Source organism: Nocardioides cynanchi, from assembly GCF_008761635.1.
GTDB classification, from domain to species: Bacteria; Actinomycetota; Actinomycetes; order Propionibacteriales; family Nocardioidaceae; genus Nocardioides; species Nocardioides cynanchi.
The window spans coordinates 2,489,157-2,513,047 of record NZ_CP044344.1 but is presented as its reverse complement, the minus strand read 5'-3'; the positions used below and the strand labels follow the sequence as shown (position 1 = coordinate 2,513,047).

The following is a 23,891-nucleotide window of genomic DNA, read 5'->3' as shown; positions in this document are numbered from 1 at the left end:
CCACCGTGCTCGATGTGAACTTCTTCGACCAGCTTCGGATCGGCCTGGCCACCGCGGACGACATCCGCACGTGGAGCCACGGCGAGGTCAAGAAGCCGGAGACCATCAACTACCGCACGCTCAAGCCCGAGCGTGACGGCCTCTTCTGCGAGAAGATCTTCGGTCCCACCCGGGACTGGGAGTGCTACTGCGGCAAGTACAAGCGGGTGCGCTTCAAGGGCATCATCTGTGAGCGCTGCGGCGTCGAGGTGACCCGGAGCAAGGTCCGCCGCGAGCGGATGGGCCACATCGAGCTCGCCGCCCCGGTCACCCACATCTGGTACTTCAAGGGTGTGCCGAGCCGGCTCGGCTACCTGCTCGACCTGGCCCCGAAGGACCTCGAGAAGGTCATCTACTTCGCCGCCTACATGATCACCTCCGTCGACGAGGACGCCCGCCACCGCGACCTGTCCTCGCTGGAGAACAAGGTCCAGCTCGAGCGCGAGCGTCTGGAGAAGCGTCGCGACGGCGCCATCGACGACCGCTCCAAGAAGCTCGAGGAGGACCTCGCGTCCCTGGAGGCCGAGGGCGCCAAGGCCGACGCCCGCCGCAAGGTGCGCGACGGTGCCGAGCGCGAGATGAAGCAGCTCCGCGACCGGTCGCAGCGCGAGCTCGACCGCCTCGAGGAGGTCTGGAGCACCTTCAAGTCGCTCGCCGTCCAGGACCTCATGGGCGACGAGATGCTCTACCGCGAGATGAAGAACTGGTTCGGCAAGTACTTCGAGGGCCACATGGGCGCGATGGCGATCCAGAAGCGCCTCGAGGACTTCGACATCGAAGCCGAGGTGGCGTCGCTGCGCGACACGATCGCCAACGGCAAGGGTCAGCGCAAGGTGCGCGCGCTCAAGCGGCTCAAGGTCGTCGACGCGTTCCGCAAGACCGACAACAAGCCGCAGGGCATGGTCCTGGACGCCGTACCCGTCATCCCGCCGGACCTGCGCCCGATGGTGCAGCTCGACGGTGGCCGGTTCGCGACCTCCGACCTCAACGACCTCTACCGCCGGGTGATCAACCGGAACAACCGGTTGAAGCGTCTGCTCGACCTCGGTGCGCCCGAGATCATCGTCAACAACGAGAAGCGGATGCTCCAGGAGGCCGTCGACTCGCTGTTCGACAACGGCCGTCGTGGCCGTCCGGTCACCGGCCCGGGCAACCGGCCGCTGAAGTCGCTGTCCGACATGCTCAAGGGCAAGCAGGGCCGCTTCCGCCAGAACCTCCTCGGCAAGCGCGTCGACTACTCCGGCCGTTCGGTCATCGTCTCCGGCCCGCAGCTGAAGCTGCACCAGTGCGGTCTGCCCAAGCAGATGGCGCTGGAGCTGTTCAAGCCGTTCGTGATGAAGCGTCTGGTCGACCTCTCGCACAGCCAGAACATCAAGTCGGCCAAGCGGATGGTCGAGCGCGCGACGTCCGGGCTCTCCCGGTACGCCGTGGTGTGGGACGTCCTCGAAGAGGTCATCACCGAGCACCCGGTGCTGCTCAACCGGGCACCCACGCTGCACCGCCTCGGCATCCAGGCCTTCGAGCCCCAGCTGATCGAGGGCAAGGCGATCCAGATCCACCCCCTTGTCTGCTCGGCGTTCAACGCCGACTTCGACGGTGACCAGATGGCGGTGCACCTGCCGCTGTCCGCCGAGGCCCAGGCCGAGGCGCGGATCCTGATGCTGTCGACCAACAACATCCTCAAGCCGTCCGACGGCCGGCCGGTGACGATGCCGACGCTGGACATGATCATCGGGCTCTTCTTCCTGACCACCGACCGCGACGGGGAGGTCGGCGAGGGCCGTGCCTTCTCCTCGCAGGCCGAGGCGATCATGGCCTTCGACCGTGGTGAGATCGCCCTGCAGAGCAAGGTGAAGATCCGGTTCGACGACATCGTGCCGCCGCTCGAGCTCGAGCTCGGCCCGGACTGGGAGGACGGCCAGTCGATCACGCTGGAGACCACCCTGGGTCGCTCGATCTTCAACGACACCCTGCCGGCCGACTACCCCTTCGTGAACTACGAGGTGGGCAAGAAGGCCATGGGCGCGATCATCAACGACCTGGCCGAGCGCTACACCAAGGTCGAGGTCGCGGCGTCCCTGGACGCGCTGAAGGACACCGGCTTCCACTGGGCCACCCGCTCGGGGGTGACGGTCTCGATCGACGACGTCACCACGCCCGACGACAAGGCCGAGATCCTCTCCGGCTACGAGGCGCAGGCCGTCAAGGTCCAGAAGCAGTTCGAGCGCGGTCTGGTCACCGACGAGGAGCGCCGTCAGGAGCTCGTGGAGATCTGGACCCAGGCCTCGAACGACGTGGCCAAGTCCATGGAGCGGTCGTTCTCGCGGACCAACCCGATCTTCATGATGGTCGACTCCGGTGCCTCCGGAAACATGATGCAGATCCGTCAGGTCGCGGCCATGCGTGGACTGGTGGCCAACCCGCGGGGTGACATCATCCCGCGGCCGATCAAGGCCAACTTCCGTGAAGGCCTGTCCGTGCTGGAGTACTTCATCTCCACCCACGGTGCCCGCAAGGGGCTGGCCGACACCGCGCTGCGGACCGCCGACTCGGGTTACCTGACCCGTCGTCTGGTGGACGTCTCGCAGGACGTCATCATCCGTGAGGACGACTGCGGCACCGAGCGTGGCATGGACAAGCGGATCGGCGTGCGCGGCGAGGACGGCAACGTCCGCAAGGACGACAACGTCGAGACCTCGGCGTACGCCCGGACCACCGCGGTGGACATCGTCCACCCGGAGTCCGGCGAGGTGCTGGCTGCGGCCGGCGACGACCTCGGCGACGTCAAGATCGGCGAGCTGGTCGCGGCCGGGATCGAGATGGTCCGGGTCCGGTCGGTGTTGACCTGTGAGGCCAAGACCGGCACGTGTGCCAAGTGCTACGGCCGCTCGCTGGCCACCGGCAAGATGGTCGACATCGGCGAGGCCGTCGGCATCATCGCGGCGCAGTCGATCGGTGAGCCCGGCACCCAGCTGACGATGCGGACGTTCCACACCGGTGGTGTGGCCTCGGCCGACGACATCACGCAGGGTCTGCCGCGGGTCCAGGAGATCTTCGAGGCGCGCATCCCCAAGGGGCGCTCGCCGATCTCCGAGGCCGCCGGCCGGGTCGAGATCGAGGAGACCGACAAGACCCGCAAGGTCCTGGTCACCCCCGACGACGGCTCCGAGGTGCTCGAGTACCCCGTCTCCAAGCGGTCCCGCCTGCTGGTCGCCGACGGCGACCACATCGAGGTCGGCGACATGCTCACGGTCGGGACGCCCGAGCCCCACGAGGTGCTGCGCATCCTGGGTGTCCGCAAGGCCCAGGAGCACCTGGTCGACGAGGTCCAGGCGGTCTACCGCAGCCAGGGTGTGTCGATCCACGACAAGCACATCGAGATCATCGTGCGGCAGATGCTGCGCCGGGTCACGGTGATCGAGTCCGGTGACACCAACCTGCTCCCCTCCGACCTGGTCGACCGGGCCCGGTTCGAGGAGGAGAACCGCAGGGTGGTCTCCGAGGGCGGCAAGCCGGCCTCGGGTCGCCCGGTGCTGATGGGCATCACCAAGGCATCGCTGGCCACGGAGTCGTGGCTCTCGGCCGCCTCCTTCCAGGAGACGACCCGGGTGCTCACCGACGCGGCGATCCACGCGCGCTCCGACAGCCTGCGTGGGCTGAAGGAGAACGTGATCATCGGCAAGCTGATCCCGGCCGGCACCGGCCTGGAGCGGTACCGCAACATCCGGGTGGAGCCGACCGAGGAGGCGCGCGCCGCGGCGTACGCCGTCACGGGCTACGACACCTACGACTACGAGTTCGGCAACGCCGGAGCCGGCCAGGCTGTCGCCCTGGACGACTTCGACTTCGGTTCGTACCAGAACTAGGCGAAGCCCAGGTTGGTCCGACCGGCCAGACCGAGCCAGACAACGCCCGTCCCACGTGTGGGGCGGGCGTTGTCGTGTCGAGATCGATCGAGCTGAGCGGGGCATCCGGACGCGTCGCCGTGGTCCAATGTCGGGATGACCGGGGACAAGAGCGCCGTCGACGATGTCTCCGCCGCGCTCGGCTGGGTGGCCGGCGCGATCGGCAAGGCGGTGCTGGCCGTCGACACGGCCGTCGGTGACCTGCTGGAGCGGGCCCAGGCGATCGCTGCCTCCGGCCCCGGCCCGGCGCCGTACGGCGGCGTGGTGCTCGGCGTCGACGGCTGCCGGGCGGGGTGGGTCGGCGTGCTCCTCGAGGGCGAGACGGCCACCGCGATGGTGGGCGCCACGATCGGCGACCTCGTGACCGCCGCCCACCTGGCCTGCCCGGAGCTGGCCGTGGTCGGCATCGACATCCCGATCGGGCTGCCGGACGCGGCGCCCCGGCAGGCCGACGTGATGGCGCGGACCAGGCTGCCCCGTGGCCGGAAGTCGTCGGTGTTCCCGGCCCCGTCGCGAGCCGCCGTGGCTGCGACGAGCCACCCGGAGGCCAGCGCCGCCAACCGCGAGGCCGTGGGCGTCGGGCTCAGCGTCCAGGCGTTCCACCTGGTCCCGAAGATCCTCGAGGTCGACGCCTACGTCCGCTCCCCGAAGTCGTGGCGGATCGTCGAGGTGCACCCCGAGGTGAGCTTCGCCGCGATGGACCCCGCCTGCGTCGTGCTGTCCAAGCGGACGTCCGCGGGCCACCAGGCCCGGTTGGACGCACTGCGCGGCGCCGGCGTGACATGCCCGCCGTACGTCGCCAAGCAGGGCTACGGCGCCGACGACCTGGCCGACGCCTGCGCCGTCGCCTGGAGTGCCCGCCGCGTGGCGACCAACCTCGCCGACTCCCTCCCCGACCCGCCCGAGACCCTCGCCGACGGCATCCCCGCGGCGATCTGGGTCTGAGATCCTCCGCCGACCATCGCGACCGGCCTCGATTGGGGAGGGCAGCCGGGGCCCTGAGAGAATCGGGCCATGACCGCGCGCGAGCAGACCGACGTGCTGGTGGTCGGGGCGGGCCCGTCCGGGTCGGGTACGGCGGCCTGGCTGGCCCGGCACGGGATCGACGTGCTGCTCACCGACGCGGCCGTCTTCCCGCGCGACAAGACCTGCGGCGACGGCCTGACCCCGCGCGCGATCGGCGAGCTGGAGCGGCTCGGCCTCGGTGACTGGCTTCGGGCCCACGTGGTCAGCCAGGGTCTGCGCGCGCACGGCTTCGGCCAGACCATCCTGCTGCCCTGGCCGGGCGGCACGCTGCCCAACTGGGGCTCGGCGGTGGCCCGCACCGAGCTCGACGACCACCTGCGGACGACGGCGATCAAGGCCGGCGCACGCGCCCTGGACGGCGTCCGCGCGGTCGACGTCCGACGCGAGGCGGGCCGGGTCACCACGGTGGTCTTCCGGCGCGGCGACGAGACCGTCGAGGTGGACTGCCGCCGACTGATCGTGGCCGACGGGGTCCGCTCCCCGCTCGGCAAGGTGCTCGGCCGCGAGTGGCACCGCGACACGGTGTACGGCGTGGCCGGGCGCAGCTACGTCACCTCGACGATGTCCGACGACCCGTGGATCTCCTCCCACCTCGAGCTGCGCGGCGACCAGGGCGAGGTGCTCTCCGGCTACGGCTGGCTGTTCCCCCTCGGCAACGGCGAGATGAACCTCGGCGTCGGCACCCTGGCCACCGCCAAGCGACCCGCCAACCTCAAGGTCCGCGACCTGATGACGTCGTACGCCGACCAGCAGCGCGCGCCGTTCGGCCTCGGCGACGAGCTCCGGGCGCCCACCAGCGCCCTGCTCCCGATGGGCGGCGCGGTCACCGGCATCGCCGGGCCCAACTGGGCGCTGGTCGGCGACGCGGCCGCCTGCGTGAACCCCCTCAACGGCGAGGGGATCGACTACGGCCTCGAGGGCGGCCGGCTGGTCGCCGAGCTGATCGCCGACGGCGCCGACCTCGAGACGGCGTGGCCGGCGACGCTTACTCACCACTACGGCGAGTCGTTCTCGATCGCGCGCCGGCTGGCGGGGCTGGTCACCGTGCCCCGGGTCCTGGCCACGCTCGGCCCGGCCGGGATGCGCTCGGACTGGATGATGACCCTGGCGCTGCGCTGGATGGGCAACCTGGTCACCGACGAGGACCGTGACCGCGCCGCCCGGGTCTGGCGCTGGGCTGGCCGACACTCCCACGCCCGGGACGCGCGCCCGCCGTTCAGCTGACCGGGTCGTTTGCAAGGATGGGCCCGTCCCTCGTCCCCGAAAGCGACCGATGCCCAAGCACCTGCCGAAGCTGCAGCGGGTCGCGGCGTACGCACTGATCCTCCGCGACGACCGGATCCTGCTGACCCGTCTGGCGAAGCGGATCTCGGCCGAGGAGAAGTGGCACCTGCCCGGCGGCGGCCTCGACCACGGCGAGGACCCACGCGACGCCCTGGTCCGGGAGGTCCGCGAGGAGACCGGCCTCGAGGTGGAGATCGGGAGCACGGCCCGCGTCTACTCCGCCCATCTGCCGTCGATGTGGCGCCAGGGCCGACGCTGGAACTACCAGGCGCTCCGGATCGTGTACGACGCGTGGGTGCCGTCCGACGCCCCGTCGCCGCGGGTGGTGGAGGTCGGTGGCTCCACGGTCGCCGCCGAGTGGCACCCGGTCGCCGACGTGCTCTCCTCGGAGCTGCCGGTCACCGACGTGGTGCTCGAGGCGCTCGCCGACCATGCGTCGTTCCAGCTCCAGCGGATCGGTGTCTACGCGCTGATCCGGCGCGACGACTCGGTGCTGCTGACCCGGATCTCCGAGCGCGGCTACCACTCCGGCTCCTGGACGCTGCCCGGCGGCGGCCTCGACCACGGGGAGTCGCCGCGTGCGGGGCTGGCCCGTGAGGTGCGAGAGGAGTGCGGCGTCGACTGCGAGGTCGGCGAGGTGCTCGACGTGCACGACCTGCACTTCGGCGGCGTCGCACCGTCGGGCCGTTTCGAGGACTTCCACGGGGTGCACCTGCTGTTCCGGGCGAGCGTCTCGCCCCACGCCGAGCCACGGGTGGCCGAGGTCGACGGCACCACCGACGCCGTGGAGTGGGTCCCCCTCGCCGACCTCGACGCGGGCCGGCGACCGGTGCTCGACGTCGTCCGCGCGGCGCTCGCCGCCGACGCCCGACGGTCCGCTCTCTAGACTCGGCCGGGTGAACCCCCGCCACCGTCGACTCGTCATCCCCGTGGCGCTGGTCGGCCTGCTGCTGATCGTCGTGGTCGCGTCGGTGGTCCGCGGATGACCGAGCCCCTCTCCGGCGCCCTGGCCCGGATGCGGGCCGCGATCCTCGGGGAGCAGACCCTGGTCCGCGCGGTCGCGTCCGGCCGGCAGAAGGGCACCCGGCCGCCCTGGCGCCGCGCCGAGCTGCGCTACGTCGACCTGTCGGCCGGCCGGCACCTCCAGGTCACCACGTACGACGAGGCGCAGGCCCACACCGCCAACCACGCGGTGGGCGAGGCGGCCGCAGCCGCGGTCGACGGTCTGCTGGGGGAGTCGTTCGGCAACTGGCACGTCGAGACCACCACCGAGACCCACCAGCTCCGGGTGACCAAGAAGCTCGACGCGATCGTGCACACGCGGGCGCAGGTCGCCGAGCAGGACGCGACCCACGACCGCGACAAGGCGCGGCTGCTGCCGGAGAGCGACCCGGTGTTCCGGGCGCTGGGCCTCAGCGACCACGAGGGCCGGATGAAGCCGAGCCGGCAGGGGAAGTACCGCCAGGTCGAGGAGTTCCTCCGGATCCTCGACGCCTCGATCTCCGACGCGATGGACAAGGGCCACCTGCGCCGGCCGACGGCCGACGACCCGCTGCGGGTGGTCGACCTGGGCTGCGGCAACGCCTACCTGACCTTTGTCACCGAGCGGTTCCTGAGCCACGAGCGCGGACTGCCCGTGCACCTCACCGGGGTCGACCAGCGCGAACAGTCGCGCGACCACAACAGTGTGATCGCGGCCGAGCTCGGCGTCGACGCGACGTTCGTGGCGGCCCCGATCGGCGAGGTGACCCTCGACCGTCGTCCCGACGTCGTGCTGGCGCTGCACGCCTGCGACACCGCCACGGACGACGCCCTGGCCCGGGCGGTCGAGTGGGAGACCCCGCTGGTGCTGGCCGCCCCGTGCTGCCACCACGACATCGCGGCCCAGCTGCGGCGCACCCCGACGCCCGCGCCGTACGCCGCACTGACTCGGCACGGCATCCTCCGGGAGCGGTTCGCCGACACCCTGACCGACGGCCTGCGGGCCTCGCTGCTGCGGCTGGCGGGCTACCGCGTGGACGTCATGCAGTTCGTCGGCAGCCAGCACACGCCGCGCAACACCCTGCTGCGGGCGGTCCGCACCGGGCGGCCCGCCGATGGCGGCGCCGCGCGTGAGGCGTACGACGAGCTGGTGACGACCTGGGGGGTCAGCCCTCGTCTGGGTGAGCTGCTGGGTGGCCCGCGGAGCGATGGGTAGCCGGCCGCGCCCGGCCTGGGTCGGCCTGCTCCTCGCGGCACCCTTCGTGCTCGGGATCGCCAGCGCCTCGGGGACCCCCGCCGACCGGGTCTTCACCTTCCGTGACCCCGCGATCGTCGAGGCCAGTGCCCTGGTCGTCGAGGACGGGCTGTTCCTGACCACCAACGACTCCGGCGACAGCGGGCGGGTCTTCGCCGTGGCCCCGGACGGCCGCACCGTCGGCGTCACCCACTGGTCCACCGACCCCACCGACTGCGAGGCACTGGCCCCGGCCGGTCCGGGTGAGGTCTGGGTCGGCGACATCGGCGACAACCTGGCCGAGCGGTCCACCGTCTCGATCACCCGGGTGCCGGTCGGTCGGGGTGAGCGCACCGTGCAGCCGACGACCTACCGGCTGGCCTACCCCGACGGCGCCCACGACGCCGAGACGTTGCTCCGCAACCCGGTCAGCGGCCGCCTCTACCTGGCCACGAAGGGCCTCTTCGGCGGCGAGGTGTACGCCGTACCGGCGCAGCTGTCGGCCACCGCGGTGAACCATCTGCACAAGGTCGGCCAGGTGCTGCCGGTCGCCACCGACGGGTCGTTCTTCCCCGACGGGCGGCACCTCGTGGTGCGCGACTACACCTCGGCCACGGTCTACGACTGGCCGTCGCTGCGCGAGGTCGCGTCGTTCCCCCTGCCGGCGCAGCGCCAGGGCGAGGGCATCGCGGTGGCAGCGGACGGCAGCGTCTACGTGTCGTCGGAAGGGGCGCGTGCGCCGGTGCTCCGGGTGTCCCTGCCCCACGACGTACGACGTGCCGTGGCGCCGGCCGGCCCGTCACCCTCGCCGTCTCCCGGCAGCAGCGCCACATCCACGCCGGGCTCGGAGAGCTCGGACGCGACCCGCAGCGCCTGGCCCTGGGCGGTCGGTGGGCTGGTAACCCTGGGAGCCCTGCTCGTGCTGGTGCGGGCCCTGCGACCGCGCTGACCGAACGGCCCCTTCGGGGTGAGGGCGGGCCGGCGAACGCTGGCTAGCCTGACCTCATGGCGCGGTTGCGGAGGAGCTCGCCCGACGACCGCGGCTGGACCCGCCGTCGCGCGGGCCGGGGTTTCGTCTACCTCGACGAGCACGGAGCCCGGCTCCCCGACGAGGACGCCGAGCGCGCCCGTGGCCTGGTGATCCCGCCCGCCTGGACCGACGTCTGGATCTGTCCCTGGCCCAACGGCCACCTCCAGGCCGTCGGCACCGACGTGGCCGGTCGGCGGCAGTACCTCTACCACCCCGCGTGGCGCGTCCAGCGTGACGCGGCCAAGCACGCGCGGGTGCTCGGCTTCGGCCGGGTGCTGTCCAAGGCGCGCGAGCAGGTGGTGATCGACCTCGGCACGGAGGGGATGAGCCAGGACCGCGCGTGCGCGGTCGCCGTCCGCCTGCTCGACCTCGGCTACTTCCGGATCGGCAACGACGTGTACGCCGAGGAGAACGGCAGCTTCGGGCTGACCACGCTGCGGAGGGAACACGTCCGCAAGCGTGGCTCGTCGATGGTCTTCTGCTTCGTCGGCAAGTCGGGCATCGAGCACTGCATCACCATCGAGGACCCGCCGACCGTGCAGGCCCTGGAGGTGATGCGCAAGCGCCGCGGACCGATCGACGAGGAGCTGCTCGCCTGGAAGCAGGGCCGCGCCTGGCAGGACCTCGACTCGGGTCACGTCAACGACTACATCCGGCGTACGACGGGGATCGAGGCCACCGCGAAGGACTTCCGGACCTGGCACGCGACGGTGATCGCTGCCGCCTCGCTGGCCGAGAGCAGCGAGCCCGGCGACACCGCCGCCTCACGCAAGCGCGCCGAGGTCACCGCGATGAAGGAGGTCGCGGAGTATCTCGGCAACACCCCGGCGCTGGCCCGGGCGTCGTACGTCGACCCGCGCGTCGTGGACGCCTACCAGGAGGGGCGCACGATCCGGGCCGCGACCCGGCGCAAGGCGGCGTCGCCCGACGAGCGGCAGACGATCCTCGAGCGGGCCGTGCTGAAGCTGCTCCGCGAGGCCTGAGCCTCAGTCCTCGGCGCGCCACACCCAGTTGGGCCGGGTGTGCACCTCGGTCAGGCCGGCCCGGCGCATGTTGTGCTGGGACGGGTTGGGGTTCCCCGGGCTCTCCAGCCAGGTCTCGGCGGAGGCGAAGCGCAGCCCGCGGTCCCGCGCCTCCCGGATCCGGACGTCGAGCAATGCCGCCTGGGCCCCGCGCCCGCGAGCAGCGGGCAGGGTCGCCGCGCCGAACAGCGCGACCGAGCCGGTCTCCTCGACGGCGAGCATCCGGGCCACCCCGACGAGCCGGTCACCGTCGTAGGCGCCGTACGACGCCCAGTCGCCGTCGAAGAAGTGCGGCCCGTCGAAGAGCGCGTGCGCCTCCGGGCCGGCCTCGAAGCCGAAGCCGGTCGCCATCACGTCGGTGAACTCCTCGGCGTGCTCGGGCCCGAGCCGCTCGATCCTGAGGTCGGTCTCGACGGCGCGCGGCCCGGCCGGGCCGAAGCACTTGACGAACATCGTGCCCTCGGTCAGGCCGTGGCCGGCGACGAGGGCGTCCCAGTCGTCCGGGAGGGCCCGCGGCTGGACCTGGAGGGCGAACACCGCCACACCCTCGGTACGTGCCCGGCCGACGGCTTCCGCGACCGTCTCGTCGGTGAGGGTCTCGCAGAAGCCGAGGGCCTTGTTCCAGTAGCCCCACATCGGGTCCCGGACCACGACCGTGTGGACGCCGTCGGCCAGTGGCGCGGCGCTGATCCCCAGCAGGGCGCCGACCTCGGCCGGCTGGTCGGTCATCATCCGGCGCAGCGCCACCGCCTCGGTGCACTCGGCCAGGTCGGACCACTCGGGGCTCGCTTCCATGTCGGCACCTTCCCGCAGCCGGGGCATGGCCGTCATCCTCCTGGGGAACGATGGGGTCCATGGAGCTCACCGTGGTCGAGGGTGACATCACCACGCAGGACGTCGATGCCGTGGTGAACGCGGCGAACCGGGGGATGCGCGGTGGCGGCGGCGTCGACGGGGCGATCCATCGGGCGGGTGGTCGGGCGGTCCTCGAGGACTGCATCGCGCGCTTTCCGCACGGGCTCGCGACCGGGGAGGCGGGCTGGACCACCGCGGGTGCACTGCCGGCGCGCTGGGTGATCCACGTGGTCGGGCCGAACTACGGACGCGGCGAGCGCGACCGTTCGCTGCTGGTCTCCTGCTACGCCCGGGCGCTGGCGGTCGCCGACGAGCTCGGGGCGCGGTCGGTCGCCTTCCCGCTGGTCAGTGCCGGCGTCTACGCGTGGCCGCTGGACGACGCGGTCGCGGTGGCCGTCGACACGCTGAGGTCGACGCCGACCCGGGTGGCCGAAGCGCGGCTGGTGGCCTTCGGCCGCGAGATGTACGACGTGCTGGTGGCGGCGAGCCGTGCCTGACGCGCAGGACCGGCCGGTCTTCGTGCTGCACGACCACCGCAAGCCGCAGCCGCACTTCGACCTCCGACTGGAGGAGCAGGGCGTGCTGCGCTCGTGGGCGGTGCCGAAGGGCCTGCCCACCGACCCCGGGACCGACCGGCTGGCGGTGGCCGTCTCCGACCACGACCTGGACCACGCGACGTACACCGATGCGACGAAGGCGATCGCCGACACCGGCTGGTGGGAGCTCGAGGACCGCACCGACCGGCGCTTCGTGTTCGTGCTGCACGGGCGCTCGGCCTCACGGCGCTACGCCCTGATCGAAACCGGCAGCGACTGGCTGCTCCACCTGACCAAGGCCCAGCCGCCGGGCCATTGACACCCGGGCAGGCCGGGCGGAGGGTGACCTCAGCCGCACGCCTTTTCCCAGGGTCGTGTCGGGAGGTTCCGAGCAGGACGACCCGGGCGCGCCGGCATGAATCGGAGGACATCGTGAACACAGCACGATTCCGGAGGCACGGACGCCATGCAGTGATCCTGGCTGGCATGTCCGGTCTCCTCGTGGTCGCGGCGCTGGCGGCCGGCGCCTCGGCGCGCACCACTCGGCAGGCCTCGCCGGAGCTCGCCTGCACATCGGCCGGTCACGGCCAGGCGAAGATCGGACACTTCTCGGGCATCGCCCACGCGGTGTCGGCGAAGACCGGCTGCTCGGCCCACAACCTCAGCGACCCGGCGAACGGCACGCCGCCGCTGCTGTTCCACGGCGGCCCGATGATGGGCACGGCACGGACCGGTCCGGTGGTCGTGACCCCGATCTACTGGCACCCCGCGGGGCACCCGATGTCCTCGACGTACAGCAACATCCTGACCGGCTACCTGCGCAACGTGGCGGCCGCCAGTGGCACCCACACCAACGTGTTCTCGACGCTGACCGAGTACTCCGGCTCCAACGGCGCCATCCGGTACCGGATGGCGCTGGGGACCCCGGTGAACGACACCGCACCGCTGCCCGCGAACGGCTGCACGGTGGCCGGCGACGACACCTCCAGGATCTACGCGGACGGCACCGGCTACGACTCGTGCATCGACGACAACCAGGTGATCGCGGAGACCGATCGGGTGATCACCGCGCGGGGGCTGCCGCGCGACCTCGGCCACATGTACGTGCTCTTCCTGCCCAAGCACGTGGAGTCCTGCTTCTTCGCGGGATCGACCGTCAGCGGGGGCAACTTCTGCACGATCAACCACCACAAGAGCGGGGCGTACTGCGCCTATCACAGCCAGTCGCCGACGGGTGCCGTCTACGGCAACATGCCGTTCCCGGTCTACCACTCCAACACCGGCTTCACCTGCAGCAGCGACGCCGTGTACCCGGCCGTGCAGACGCCCAACGGTGACGCCGACGCGGACACCGAGGTGAGCCCGACCAGCCACGAGATCATGGAGGCGATCACCGACCCGGACACCTCGACCGGGTGGTACGACTCGAGCGGCTTCGAGAACGGCGACGAGTGCGCCTACGTGTTCGGCGCGACCCAGGGCACCGCCGGCTCGCTCTACAACCAGGTGATCAACGGCGGGCACTACCTGACCCAGGAGGAGTTCAGCAACCGCGACTTCGCCGCCACGGGCGGAGGGTGCCTCCCCGGCGAGTGACCGCGGCGACAGGCGGATTCACCGGTTCACCGGGGAAACCTGAGGTTCTCGTCCGAAATTTCGCGCGAGAACGTCAGTGTTCCCCGGTGAACGTCCGAAGCCGACGCCCCCTCAGAGCCGGTCGACGACGTACTCGATGCAGGCGGTGAGGGCCTCGACGTCGGCCGGGTCGATGGCGGGGTACATCGCGATCCGCAGCTGGTTGCGGCCGAGCTTGCGGTACGGCTCGGTGTCCACGATCCCGTTCGCCCGCAGGGCGGCGGCGATCGCGGAGGCGTCGACGGCCTCGTCGAAGTCGATGGTCCCGATCACCAGCGAGCGGGCGTCGGGGTCGACGACGTACGGCGTGGTGTACGACGTCTTCTCGGCCCAGCCGTAGAGCGCGTCCGAGGACGCGGTGGTCCGCTCGACCATGCCGGTCAGGCCGCCCTGGGCGTTCATCCAGTCCAGCTGCTCGACCATCAGGAAGACCGTGGCGATCGAGGGGGTGTTGTAGGTCTGGTTGAGCCGCGAGTTGTCGATGGCGGTGACCAGGTCGAGGAACGCCGGGATGTGGCGGCCGCTCTCCTTGATCTCGGTGGCCCGGGCCAGCGCGGCCGGCGACATCAGGGCGAGGTAGAGGCCGCCGTCGCTGGCGAAGCACTTCTGCGGCGCGAAGTAGTAGACGTCGGCCTCGGTCAGGTCGACCGGCAGCCCGCCGGCGCCGGAGGTGGCGTCGACCAGCACCAGCGCGTCGTCGTCGGCGCCCGCGGGTCGGCGTACCGGTGCCATCACCGCGGTCGACGTCTCGTTGTGCGCCCAGGCATAGACGTCGATGCCCTCCTCGGCGACCGGGGCGGGCCGGGTGCCCGGGTCGCTCTTCACGATCGAGGGCTCGGCCAGCCAGGGCGCCGCGGCGGCGGCGGAGGCGAACTTGGCGCTGAACTCACCGAACGAGAGGTGCTGGCTGCGCTGCCGGATCAGGCCGTAGGTGGCGATGTCCCAGAAGGCCGTGGCGCCTCCGTTGCCGAGCACGACCTCGTAGCCGTCGGGCGCGTCGAAGAACGTCGCCAGGCCCTCCTGCATGCGGCGTACGAGGCCGCGGACGGGGGCCTGCCGGTGCGAGGTGCCCATCAGGGAGGAGCCGGTCGCGGCCAGGGCGTCGAGGTGCCCGGTCTGGATCTTGGACGGCCCGGCACCGAAGCGACCGTCGGCCGGCTTGAGGTCCTCGGGGATCGAGATGGCGTCGGTCATGGGCAACCTTCCGTGGGAGCAAGAGGGACCACCCGACGACGCTGTCGGCGAGAACTAGTCTGACAGGGCCGCACCAGCGGCCCCACGGGAGGACACCAGATGAGCACCGAGCAACCGGGACCGGCCGGCTCCGCAGTGACCCCTGCCGCCGAGCTCCGGCTCGAGCGCGTCGCGTTCACCTCGGCCGACGCCCAGCGGCTCAACGACGAGGTGCAGGCGGAGTACGTCGTGCGCTACGGCACCCCCGACCTGACCCACATGGACGGAGGCCAGTTCGAGGCGCCGGTCGGGGCGTTCTACGTCGGCTACCGCGACGGGACCCCGGTGACCATGGGCGGCTGGCGCTTCCGTCCCGACGTCAGCCGGCTCGGCTCGCAGCGGCCGGTCGAGGTCAAGCGGATGTACGTGGCGCCCGCAGCCAGGCGCTCCGGCCTCGCCCGCCTGATGCTGGCCCACCTCGAGGCGACCGCCCGTACCGCCGGGGCCGACGTCGTCCTGCTCGAGACCGGCACCGCGCAGCCCGAGGCGATGGCGCTCTACGAGTCGTCGGGCTACGAGCGGATCGAGCCGTTCGGCTACTACCGCGCCCACCCCAGCAACCGGTGCTACGGACGCGTCCTGGGGTCCGGCGAGGTCTAGGCTCGGGCCGTGGGGCTCTTCGGAGGTACGCCGGACCGTGGCGAGCTGCTCGACCTGCAGGCGCGGGTGGGCCGGCTCGAGGAGCAGGTCGCCCGGCTGAGTGCTGCGCTGAGCGCCTCGGCTCCGGTCCTCGGCGGGGCCGGCGCCACCACGGCTCCCGCACCTGCTGTCGCGGCGCCGGACGCCTACGCCGAGGCCAGGGCGTTGGCCACGGCCGGACGGAAGATCGACGCGATCAAGGTCGTCCGCGAGCAGAGCGGGATCAGCCTGAAGGCCGCCAAGGACCTCGTCGAGAGCTGGTGAGCCCGGCTACCCGGTGACGACGTAGCGATCGTCGTCGATCGCGCGCCCCCAGTAGCCCGGGTCGGGCAGCGGGCGCAGCTGCGCGGCGCGGCCCAGGCCCTTGACCAGGGCGACGGTCTCCGCGCCGGTCAGTCCCGCCCCGGTCGACCAGCTGCCCTCGATCAGCACGAGCCTGCCGCCGGGCGCCAGCAGGTCCTGCCAGCGGCCCAGGGCCGCGGCGGGGTCGGGCATCGCCCAGAGCACGTGCCGGCTCAGCACCACGTCGTACGACGCGGGGTCCAGCGGCGGAGCAGACGCGTCGGCCTCGACGAACCGCAACGCCGGCGCCTTGGCGCGGGCGCGGCGGACCATCTCCGGGGAGAAGTCGACCCCGGTGACGTCGTACCCCTCCTCGCTGAGCAGCAGGGAGAGCGTGCCGGTGCCGCAGCCGAGGTCGGCCACGCGGGCCGGGGCCTCCGGGAGCAGCTCCCGCAGGAGGCCGCGCCAGCGCTCGCGGACCGCGGGGTCGGGCAGGCCGTGGTCGGCGGGCTCGTCGAAGTCGGCCGCCTCGGAGTCCCACAGGGCGATGTCGTCGTTCATGCGTGCCGGTCCCTCATCGAGACCAGGCCGAGTCCCAGCCCTCGACCGAGTCGGCCGGCCGCGCCGACGGCCCGGCGTAGATCGCGCTGGGCCGGATCAGCCGGCCGGTGCGCTTCTGCTCCAGGATGTGGGCCGACCAGCCGCCGGTGCGGGCACAGGTGAACATCGCGGTGAACATGTTGGCCGGCACCTCGGCGAAGTCGAGCACGATGGCCGCCCAGAACTCGACGTTGGTCTCGAGCACACGGTCGGGCCGCCGCTCGCGCAGCTCGGCCAGGGCGGCCTTCTCCAGCGCCTCGGCCACCTCGTAGCGCGGGGCGTCGAGCTCGCGCGCCGTACGACGCAGCACCCGGGCGCGGGGGTCCTCGGCGCGGTAGACGCGGTGCCCGAAGCCCATCAGCCGCTCGCCGTTGTCGAGGAGCTCCTTGACGTAGCCGGAGGCGTCGCCGTCGCGGCGCTCGACCTCCTCGATCATCCCGAGCACCCGCGACGGCGCGCCGCCGTGCAGCGGTCCGCTCATCGCGCCGATCGCGCCCGAGAAGGCCGCGGCGACGTCGGCGCCGGTCGAGGTGATCACCCGGGCGGTGAACGTCGACGCGTTCATGCCGTGCTCGGCCGCGGAGCTCCAGTAGGCGTCGATCGCCTTGACGTGCCGGGGATCCGGCTCACCCTTCCAGCGGATCAGGAAGCGCTCGGCCAGGGTGTGGCCCTGGTCGACCTCGCTCTGCGGGACGATCGGCTGGCCGAGCCCGCGCGCCGACTGGGCGGCGTACGACAGCACCATCACCGCGACCCGGGAGAGGTCGAGGCGGGCCTGCTCGTCGGAGATGTCGTAGGTCTGCCCCATGCCCAGCATCGGGGCCAGCATCGCCACCGACGCCTGGACGTCGGCGCGGACGTCGCCGGTGTGGATCGCGATGTTGTACGGCTCGGCGGGCGGCAGGCCGGGGTCGTAGGTGCCGTCCACCAAGAGGCCCCAGACCTTCTCGAAGGGGACCCGTCCGACGATCTCCTCGATGTCGACGCCGCGGTAGCGCAGCGCCGAACCCTCCTTGTCCGGCTCGGCGATCTCGGTCCGGAAGGCGACCACGCCCTCGAGGCCCTCGTGCACCTCGGGCTGCTGCTGGCTCATGCGACTCCTTCGTCGTTTCGTCCCGTCTGTCGATTCTGCCTGCCGCCTCCACGGCGCGCACGCCCGGGGCGGTGGTTGGATGCCCGTGTGAGAGATGGTGCGAAGGACCAGTACGCCGACCTGCGTCGCGAGTACTCCGACGAGGGGCTGGTGGAGTCCGATCTGGCGGACGACCCGTTCGCGATGTTCCAGCGGTGGTACGACGACGCGGTGGCCGCCGCGGTCTACGAGCCGAACGCGATGGTGGTCGCCTCGGTCTCCGGCGACGGCCGGCCGTCGGCCAGGATGGTGCTGCTCAAGGGCTTCTCGCCCGAGGGCTGGGTGTTCTTCACCAACCTCGGCTCGCGCAAGGGCGTCGAGCTGCGCGGGAACCCGCACTGCTCCCTGCTGTTCCCCTGGCACCCGCTGGAGCGGCAGGTCCGCGTCGACGGCGTCGCCACCGAGCTCCCGCGCGCCGACGTCGACGCCTACTTCGCCCAGCGGCCGCGGAACTCCCGGCTCGGGGCGCACGCCTCGCACCAGTCGCGGGAGGTGTCCTCCCGCGCCGAGCTGGACGCGGCCTGGGCGGCCGCGGACGCGTCGTACCCCGACGAGGTGCCGGTGCCCGACGAGTGGGGCGGCTTCCGGGTCGCTCCCGACGCCGTGGAGTTCTGGCAGGGCCGGCCGGGCCGGATGCACGACCGCCTGGTCTACCGACCCGAGGCCGACACCGACGCCCACCCCTCCGGCTGGGCCGCCCGCCGCCTCGCCCCCTGACCCCGGCTGACCCGCCGACCGGGGATAGTCCGTGACGAAACGCAGGCAATTCCGGCCTGGAGACCTGCGTATCGTCACGGACTATCCCGGATGGGGGACCTATCGTCGGGGGATGAGGCGCGCGGTGCTGACCCTGGTCGTGGCGGTGCTGACCGGGCTGGGGGCCTTGCTTCCTGGCGTCGCCACGTCGTACGCCGTGTCGAGCGGGGCGCCGAGCGGTGCGGGGGCCGGCTCGGGTGGCCGCGGCGTGGCGCACGTGCCGGTGCCCAAGGCCGGACGCGCCGTCGACACGAGCCATCCCGACCACGTGGTCGGCAGCGGCACCAGCGCGAGCTGCACCAGCCGCAAGGTGGTCCGGGCGGTGGCGCTGGGTGGTGTGATCACCTTCGACTGCGGCCCGGACCCGGTCGTGATCGGGATGCGGCGCACCGCCAAGGTCGTCAACACCAGCCGACGGGTGGTGATCGACGGCGGGGGCCTGGTCACCCTGAGCGGAGGCGGCCACCGCCGGATCCTCTACCAGGACACCTGCGACCAGCGGCAGGTCTGGACCACCGACCATTGCGACGACCAGGCGCACCCGAGGCTCGTCGTCCAGCACCTCACGCTCCTGGCCGGCAACTCATCTGGTCAGACCTTCGAGGGTGGCGGTGGCGGAGCGATCTTCGACCGCGGCGGGCAGCTCAAGGTCGTCGACACCCGCTTCGTCGACAACCGCTGCGACCGCACCGGCCCCGACCTGGGCGGTGCCGCGGTGCGCGCGCTCAGCCAGTACGCCGGGCGGCCGGTGTGGGTGGTCGGCAGCACCTTCCGCGGCGGGGTCTGCAGCAACGGCTCCGCGCTGAGCAGCATCGGCGTCTCGTGGCAGGTGCTCAACAGCAGGTTCGTGCACAACCGGGCGGTCGGGCACGGGGCGAACCCGGCGAGCCCCGGCACCCCCGGGGGAGGCTCCGGCGGAGCGATCTACACCGACGGCAACACCTATCGGCTGACGGTGGCCGGCACCCTGATCCGCGCCAACCACGCGCGAGAAGGCGGCGGGGCGATCTTCTACGTCAGCAACGACCGGACCGGCACCCTGCACATCCACCGGTCCACGCTCGAGGACAACGTGAGCGAGCGGTTCGAGACCCGGCCGGGCATCTTCTACCTCGGCCGCGGCCCGATCGACGTACGGCACTCGATCATCCGCTGAGTGGCCCGGGGCCAGGGCAGCGGCATCCGGGGATAGTCCGTGACGAAAGCGCCCCATCCCGATCCGAAACAAGGCGCAAACGTCACGGACTATCCGGAAATCCGCTTGTGAGTGAGTGGTCACTCAGTTATCGTCGCGGGGTGACCCCGCGTGCCCGACCGATGGCTCCCGACGACCGCCGGCAGGCGATCGTCGAGGCGGTGATCCCGCTGCTGGTGGAGCGGGGGAGCGAGCTCACGACCCGGGAGATCGCCCAGGCGGCCGGCATCGCGGAGGGCACGATCTTCCGGGTCTTCCCCGACAAGCGGAGCCTGTTCCTCGCGGCCGCGGAGGAGGCGATGAACCCGGCCGGCGGTGAGCAGGCCTTCGACGCCGCCCTCGCCGACGTCACCGACCTGCGCGAGGGGGTGGTCGTGGTCACCGACCGGGTGCTCGACCGGATGCGGCTGACGATGTCGGTGATGATGGCGGTCCGCCCGCAGCTGATCGCGGCCTTCCACGAGGAGAAGGCCGCCGGCGGCAAACCGGACCACGGCCCGCCCGCGTTCGTGCTCAAGGCCCAGAGCGACCTGCACGCCCGCCTCACCCGACTCTTCGAGCCGCACGCGGACCGGCTCAGCGTCGACCCCGGTACGGCGGCGGTGGCCCTGCGCAGCCTGATCTTCGGCGCCCACCGCCCCGAGCTGGGGATGTCGCCCGCCCTCACTGCTGACCAGATCGCCGACCTGCTGCTCGGCGGCGTACTCGCTCGGAAGGACCTCTAGATGCTGCTCCGCCTCGTCCGACAGTTCCTGTCGACCTACCGCCGACCCCTCGCGATCGTCGTCGCGCTGCAGTTCGTGGGCACCCTGGGTGCGCTCTACCTGCCCAGCCTGAACGCCGACATCATCGACAAGGGCGTCGTCACCGGCGACACCGGCTACATCCTCCGGACCGGTGCCCTGATGCTCGGCGTCGCCTTCCTCCAGATCGCCTGCTCCATCGGCGCGGTCTGGTTCGGAGCGCGTACGGCGATGGGTTTCGGCCGCGACGTACGGGCCGCGATCTTCGCCCGGGTCGGCACCTTCTCCCAGCGGGAGGTACAGGACTTCGGCGCCCCCAGCCTGATCACCCGTGAGACCAACGACGTCCAGCAGGTGCAGATGCTGGTGCTGCTCTCCTGCACCCTGATGGTGATGGCGCCGATCATGATGGTGGGCGGCGTGATCATGGCGATGCGCGAGGACCTCGGTCTGTCCTGGCTGATCGCGGTCACCGTGCCGGTCCTGGCCCTCGCGCTGGCCTTCATCATCTCGAAGATGGTGCCGAGCTTCCGGCTGATGCAGACCCGCATCGACGAGGTCAACCGTCTGCTGCGTGAGCAGATCACCGGCGTGCGCGTGGTCCGGGCCTTCGTCCGCGAGCCGCTGGAGACCCAGCGCTTCGCCGGTGCCAACGCCGACCTCACCGCGGTCGCCACCCGCGCGGGCCGCTGGCAGGCCGCGATGTTCCCGACCGTGATGGTGGTGGCCAACGTCGCCTCGGTGGCGGTGCTGTGGTTCGGCGGCCATCGGGTCGGGTCCGGGGAGATGCAGGTGGGTGCGCTGACGGCATACCTCGCCTACCTGATGCAGATCGTGATGTCGGTGATGATGGGCACCTTCATGATGATGATGATCCCGAGGTCGTCGGTCTGCGCCGACCGGATCATGGAGGTGCTCCAGACCGACACCTCGGTGGCACCGCCGACCGAGCCGGTCACCGACCTCCCGCGCCGCGGGACCCTCGAGCTGGAGGGCGTCGAGTTCAGCTACCCCGGCGCCGACGCGCCCGTCCTGCGCGACCTGACCCTGTCGGTCGAGCCGGGGCAGACGGTGGCGGTGATCGGCTCGACCGGTGCCGGCAAGAGCACCCTGGTCAACCTGGTGCCCCGCCTCTTCGACGTCACCCAGGGGAGCCTGCGGATCGACGGGGTCGACGTACGACGTCTCGCGCCCGACCTGCTCTGGTCGCTGATCGGGCTGGTGCCCCAGAAGGCCTACCTGTTCTCCGGGACGGTCCGCTCCAACCTCCTGCACGGCAAGCCGGAGGCGACCGACGAGGAGCTGTGGGAGGCGCTCGAGATCGCGCAGGCCGACGGGTTCGTCCGGGAGATGCCCGAGGGCCTCGACGCGCCGATCACCCAGGGCGGCACCAACGTCAGCGGGGGTCAGCGGCAGCGGCTCGCGATCGCCCGGGCCGTGATCCGGCGACCGGAGATCTACCTGTTCGACGACTCCTTCTCGGCGCTCGACCTGGCCACGGACGCGCGGCTGCGCGCCGCGCTGCGACCGGTCACGCGTGACTCCACCGTCCTGATCGTGGCGCAGCGGGTCTCCACGATCCGCGACGCCGACCAGATCCTGGTGATGGAGGACGGCGCGGTGGTGGGCCGTGGCACCCACCACGAGCTGCTGGCCGACTGTGCGACCTACCAGGAGATCGTCGCCTCCCAGCTCAGCGCGGAGGAGGCGGCATGAGCGACGACACGAGCTCGACCGGCAGCACGACGTCGGGGAAGCTGAAGGAGACCGAGCGGGTCGAGGCCGGCCCGGGCGGGCCCGGCCGTGGTCCCTTCGGCGGCGGCATGGTCGGACAGAAGGCGAACACGTTCAAGCCGTCGGCCAAGCGCCTCGTGCGCCGGCTCGGTCCCGAGCGGCACAAGGTGTACGGCGTGCTCGGCCTCGCCGTGCTCAGCGTCGGCCTGATGGCGCTGGGTCCGCGGATCCTGGGCCGGGCCACCGACCTGATATTCGCCGGCGTGCTCGGCAAGCAGCTTTCCGACAGCGGCCGGGTGCCCGACGGCACCAGCCAGCAGCAGGTCGTGCGGGGGCTCCAGCAGGCCGGGCAGGACAAGCAGGCGTCGATGATCGCCTCGCTGAAGCACTTCGTGGTCGGGCAGGGCGTCGACTTCACCGCGGTCGGCCACGTCCTGCTGCTCGTGCTCGGGGTGTACGTCGTCGCGTCGCTGCTGGCGTGGCTGCAGGGCTACCTGCTCAACGACGTCGTCCAGGGCACGATCTTCCGGATGCGCTCCGAGGTCGAGGACAAGGTGAACGCGCTGCCGCTGAGCTACTTCGACCAGCAGCCGCGCGGCGAGCTGCTGAGCCGGGTGACCAACGACATCGACAACATCAGCCAGACCCTCCAGCAGACGATGAGCCAGCTGCTCAGCTCGCTGCTGACCGTGGTCTTCGTGGTCGGCTTCATGTTCTCGATCTCCTGGGAGCTGGCGCTGGTCGCCCTGGTGACCGTGCCGATCACGATCCTGGTCACCGGTGCGGTGATGAAGCGCAGCCAGGGGATGTTCATCGACCAGTGGCGTCGTACCGGACGTCTCAACGCGCACATCGAGGAGACCTTCTCCGGCCATGCGCTGGTCAAGGTGTTCGGCCGGCAGGAGGAGGTGGAGCGGACCTTCGCTGAGGAGAACGACAAGCTGTTCGAGGCTTCCTTCGGTGCGCAGTTCGTGAGCGGCCTGATCATGCCGACGATGATGTTCATCGGGAACCTCAACTACGTGGTGATCGCGGTCCTGGGCGGCCTCAAGGTCGCCAACGGCTCGATCTCGCTGGGCGACGTGCAGGCGTTCATCCAGTACTCCCGCCAGTTCACCCAGCCGCTGACCCAGCTCGCGTCGATGACCAACCTCCTCCAGTCGGGCGTGGCCAGCGCCGAGCGGGTCTTCGAGCTGCTCGACGCTCCCGAGCAGGACGCGGACCTGACCGGGTCGGCGGCCGCCGCGGGTGAGCGGCACGGCGAGGTGCGCTTCGAGGACGTGTCGTTCTCCTACGACCCGACCCGGCCGCTGATCGAGGACCTCTCGCTGGTCGCGGCCCCCGGGCAGACCGTCGCCATCGTCGGGCCGACGGGTGCGGGCAAGACCACGCTGGTCAACCTGGTGATGCGCTTCTACGACGTGGACCGCGGGCGGATCACGCTGGACGGCGTCGACATCGCTTCGATGCCCCGCTCGGCGCTGCGCGAGCAGATCGGGATGGTGCTGCAGGACACCTGGCTGTTCGAGGGCTCGATCCGCGACAACATCGCCTACGGCCGGCCGGGGGCCACCGAGGCGGACATCCTCGAGGCCGCCCGCGCCACCTACGTCGACCGCTTCGTGCACTCCCTGCCCGACGGCTACGACACCCACATCGACGAGGAGGGCAGCAACCTCTCGGCCGGCGAGCGGCAGCTGGTCACCATCGCCCGGGCGTTCCTGTCTGATCCCGAGCTGCTGATCCTCGACGAGGCCACCTCCTCGGTGGACACCCGGACCGAGCTGCTGCTCCAGCACGCGATGGCGGCCCTGCGCACCGACCGCACGTCGTTCGTGATCGCGCACCGGCTCTCCACGATCCGGGACGCCGACCTGATCCTGGTGATGGAGGACGGCGCGATCGTCGAGCAGGGCAACCACGACTCGCTGCTCGCCGCCGACGGCGCCTACGCGCGCCTCTACAACGCCCAGTTCGTGGCGCCGGAGGAGTCCGCGGTCGCGTGAGCCGGAACATGGATCAGGGTGTCG

General features: G+C 71.5%; 21 protein-coding genes. 17 read left to right on the top strand and 4 right to left on the bottom strand.

Going from position 1 to position 23,891, the window contains the following annotated elements:
• The first annotated feature begins 5 nt into the window (after positions 1-5).
• The 7 genes from E3N83_RS12105 to E3N83_RS12075 all read left to right on the top strand — a co-directional run bounded on the left by E3N83_RS12105 (position 6) and on the right by E3N83_RS12075 (position 10,482).
• Entirely contained in the window at positions 6-3,905 is a 3,900-nt protein-coding gene (locus E3N83_RS12105; RefSeq protein ID WP_151083495.1) for a DNA-directed RNA polymerase subunit beta', read from the top strand.
• A gap of 135 nt (positions 3,906-4,040) precedes the next feature.
• Entirely contained in the window at positions 4,041-4,889 is an 849-nt protein-coding gene (locus E3N83_RS12100) for a DUF429 domain-containing protein (protein WP_151083494.1), read from the top strand.
• Between the two features lie 69 nt (positions 4,890-4,958).
• Positions 4,959-6,194, top strand: coding sequence for a geranylgeranyl reductase family protein (locus E3N83_RS12095; protein ID WP_151083493.1), 1,236 nt, complete (start codon positions 4,959-4,961; stop codon positions 6,192-6,194).
• Between the two features lie 49 nt (positions 6,195-6,243).
• Positions 6,244-7,140, top strand: a complete 897-nt coding sequence (locus E3N83_RS12090; protein ID WP_151083492.1) for an NUDIX hydrolase — start codon at positions 6,244-6,246, stop codon at positions 7,138-7,140.
• Between the two features lie 96 nt (positions 7,141-7,236).
• On the top strand, positions 7,237-8,451 hold the full coding sequence (locus E3N83_RS12085) for a class I SAM-dependent methyltransferase (RefSeq protein ID WP_151083491.1): 1,215 nt from the start codon (positions 7,237-7,239) through the stop codon (positions 8,449-8,451).
• On the top strand, positions 8,444-9,418 hold the full coding sequence (locus E3N83_RS12080; protein ID WP_151083490.1) for a hypothetical protein: 975 nt from the start codon (positions 8,444-8,446) through the stop codon (positions 9,416-9,418). Before E3N83_RS12085 ends, E3N83_RS12080 begins: the two co-directional genes overlap by 8 nt.
• Positions 9,419-9,474: 56 nt before the next feature.
• The gene (locus E3N83_RS12075) at positions 9,475-10,482 is read left to right on the top strand and encodes a DNA topoisomerase IB (protein WP_151083489.1); all 1,008 of its coding nucleotides are present in this window, start codon (positions 9,475-9,477) and stop codon (positions 10,480-10,482) included.
• A gap of 3 nt (positions 10,483-10,485) precedes the next feature.
• Here E3N83_RS12075 and E3N83_RS12070 read toward each other — a convergent pair whose 3' ends face one another.
• On the bottom strand, positions 10,486-11,343 hold the full coding sequence (locus E3N83_RS12070) for a GNAT family N-acetyltransferase (RefSeq protein WP_191907787.1): 858 nt from the start codon (positions 11,341-11,343) through the stop codon (positions 10,486-10,488).
• Positions 11,344-11,375: 32 nt separating this feature from the next.
• Between E3N83_RS12070 and E3N83_RS12065 the strand changes: the two genes are divergently transcribed.
• From E3N83_RS12065 to E3N83_RS12055, 3 genes are all read left to right on the top strand, one after another.
• Positions 11,376-11,873 (top strand): O-acetyl-ADP-ribose deacetylase, encoded by a 498-nt coding sequence (locus E3N83_RS12065; RefSeq protein ID WP_202879214.1) that lies wholly within the window; start codon positions 11,376-11,378, stop codon positions 11,871-11,873.
• The gene (locus tag E3N83_RS12060) at positions 11,866-12,231 is read left to right on the top strand and encodes a DNA polymerase ligase N-terminal domain-containing protein (RefSeq protein ID WP_202879213.1); all 366 of its coding nucleotides are present in this window, start codon (positions 11,866-11,868) and stop codon (positions 12,229-12,231) included. The genes E3N83_RS12065 and E3N83_RS12060 overlap by 8 nt, the downstream gene beginning before the upstream one ends.
• A 167-nt stretch (positions 12,232-12,398) precedes the next feature.
• Positions 12,399-13,508 carry a hypothetical protein gene (locus E3N83_RS12055; protein ID WP_151083486.1) on the top strand — a complete coding sequence of 370 codons (1,110 nt, stop codon included), beginning with the start codon at positions 12,399-12,401 and terminating at the stop codon, positions 13,506-13,508.
• A gap of 111 nt (positions 13,509-13,619) precedes the next feature.
• Here the strand turns inward: E3N83_RS12055 and serC are convergent, their stop codons facing one another.
• Positions 13,620-14,741 carry a phosphoserine transaminase gene (gene serC / locus E3N83_RS12050; RefSeq protein WP_151083485.1) on the bottom strand — a complete coding sequence of 374 codons (1,122 nt, stop codon included), beginning with the start codon at positions 14,739-14,741 and terminating at the stop codon, positions 13,620-13,622.
• A gap of 99 nt (positions 14,742-14,840) precedes the next feature.
• On the opposite strand from serC, the gene E3N83_RS12045 reads away from it, so the two are divergent.
• Positions 14,841-15,380, top strand: a complete 540-nt coding sequence (locus E3N83_RS12045) for a GNAT family N-acetyltransferase (protein ID WP_151083484.1) — start codon at positions 14,841-14,843, stop codon at positions 15,378-15,380.
• Positions 15,381-15,389: 9 nt separating this feature from the next.
• The gene (locus E3N83_RS12040; protein WP_151083483.1) at positions 15,390-15,683 is read left to right on the top strand and encodes a ribosomal protein L7/L12; all 294 of its coding nucleotides are present in this window, start codon (positions 15,390-15,392) and stop codon (positions 15,681-15,683) included.
• A gap of 6 nt (positions 15,684-15,689) precedes the next feature.
• On the opposite strand, the gene E3N83_RS12035 is transcribed toward E3N83_RS12040, so the two are convergent.
• Positions 15,690-16,262, bottom strand: coding sequence for a class I SAM-dependent methyltransferase (locus tag E3N83_RS12035; RefSeq protein WP_151083482.1), 573 nt, complete (start codon positions 16,260-16,262; stop codon positions 15,690-15,692).
• Between the two features lie 13 nt (positions 16,263-16,275).
• Complete coding sequence (locus E3N83_RS12030) at positions 16,276-17,394, bottom strand: citrate synthase 2 (RefSeq protein WP_151083481.1); 1,119 nt, start codon at positions 17,392-17,394, stop codon at positions 16,276-16,278.
• Between the two features lie 87 nt (positions 17,395-17,481).
• Here E3N83_RS12030 and pdxH point away from each other — a divergent pair, with 87 nt between their 5' ends.
• The 5 genes from pdxH to E3N83_RS12005 all read left to right on the top strand — a co-directional run bounded on the left by pdxH (position 17,482) and on the right by E3N83_RS12005 (position 23,867).
• Entirely contained in the window at positions 17,482-18,150 is a 669-nt protein-coding gene (gene pdxH, locus E3N83_RS12025; protein ID WP_202879212.1) for a pyridoxamine 5'-phosphate oxidase, read from the top strand.
• Between the two features lie 112 nt (positions 18,151-18,262).
• On the top strand, positions 18,263-19,345 hold the full coding sequence (locus E3N83_RS12020; RefSeq protein WP_191907786.1) for a hypothetical protein: 1,083 nt from the start codon (positions 18,263-18,265) through the stop codon (positions 19,343-19,345).
• A 140-nt stretch (positions 19,346-19,485) separates the two neighbouring features.
• Positions 19,486-20,109: a TetR/AcrR family transcriptional regulator gene (locus E3N83_RS12015; protein ID WP_151083480.1), complete on the top strand. Its 624-nt coding sequence runs from the start codon at positions 19,486-19,488 to the stop codon at positions 20,107-20,109.
• Positions 20,110-21,843, top strand: coding sequence for an ABC transporter ATP-binding protein (locus tag E3N83_RS12010; RefSeq protein ID WP_151083479.1), 1,734 nt, complete (start codon positions 20,110-20,112; stop codon positions 21,841-21,843).
• Positions 21,840-23,867: an ABC transporter ATP-binding protein gene (locus E3N83_RS12005; RefSeq protein ID WP_151083478.1), complete on the top strand. Its 2,028-nt coding sequence runs from the start codon at positions 21,840-21,842 to the stop codon at positions 23,865-23,867. Before E3N83_RS12010 ends, E3N83_RS12005 begins: the two co-directional genes overlap by 4 nt.
• The last annotated feature ends 24 nt before the right edge of the window (positions 23,868-23,891 follow it).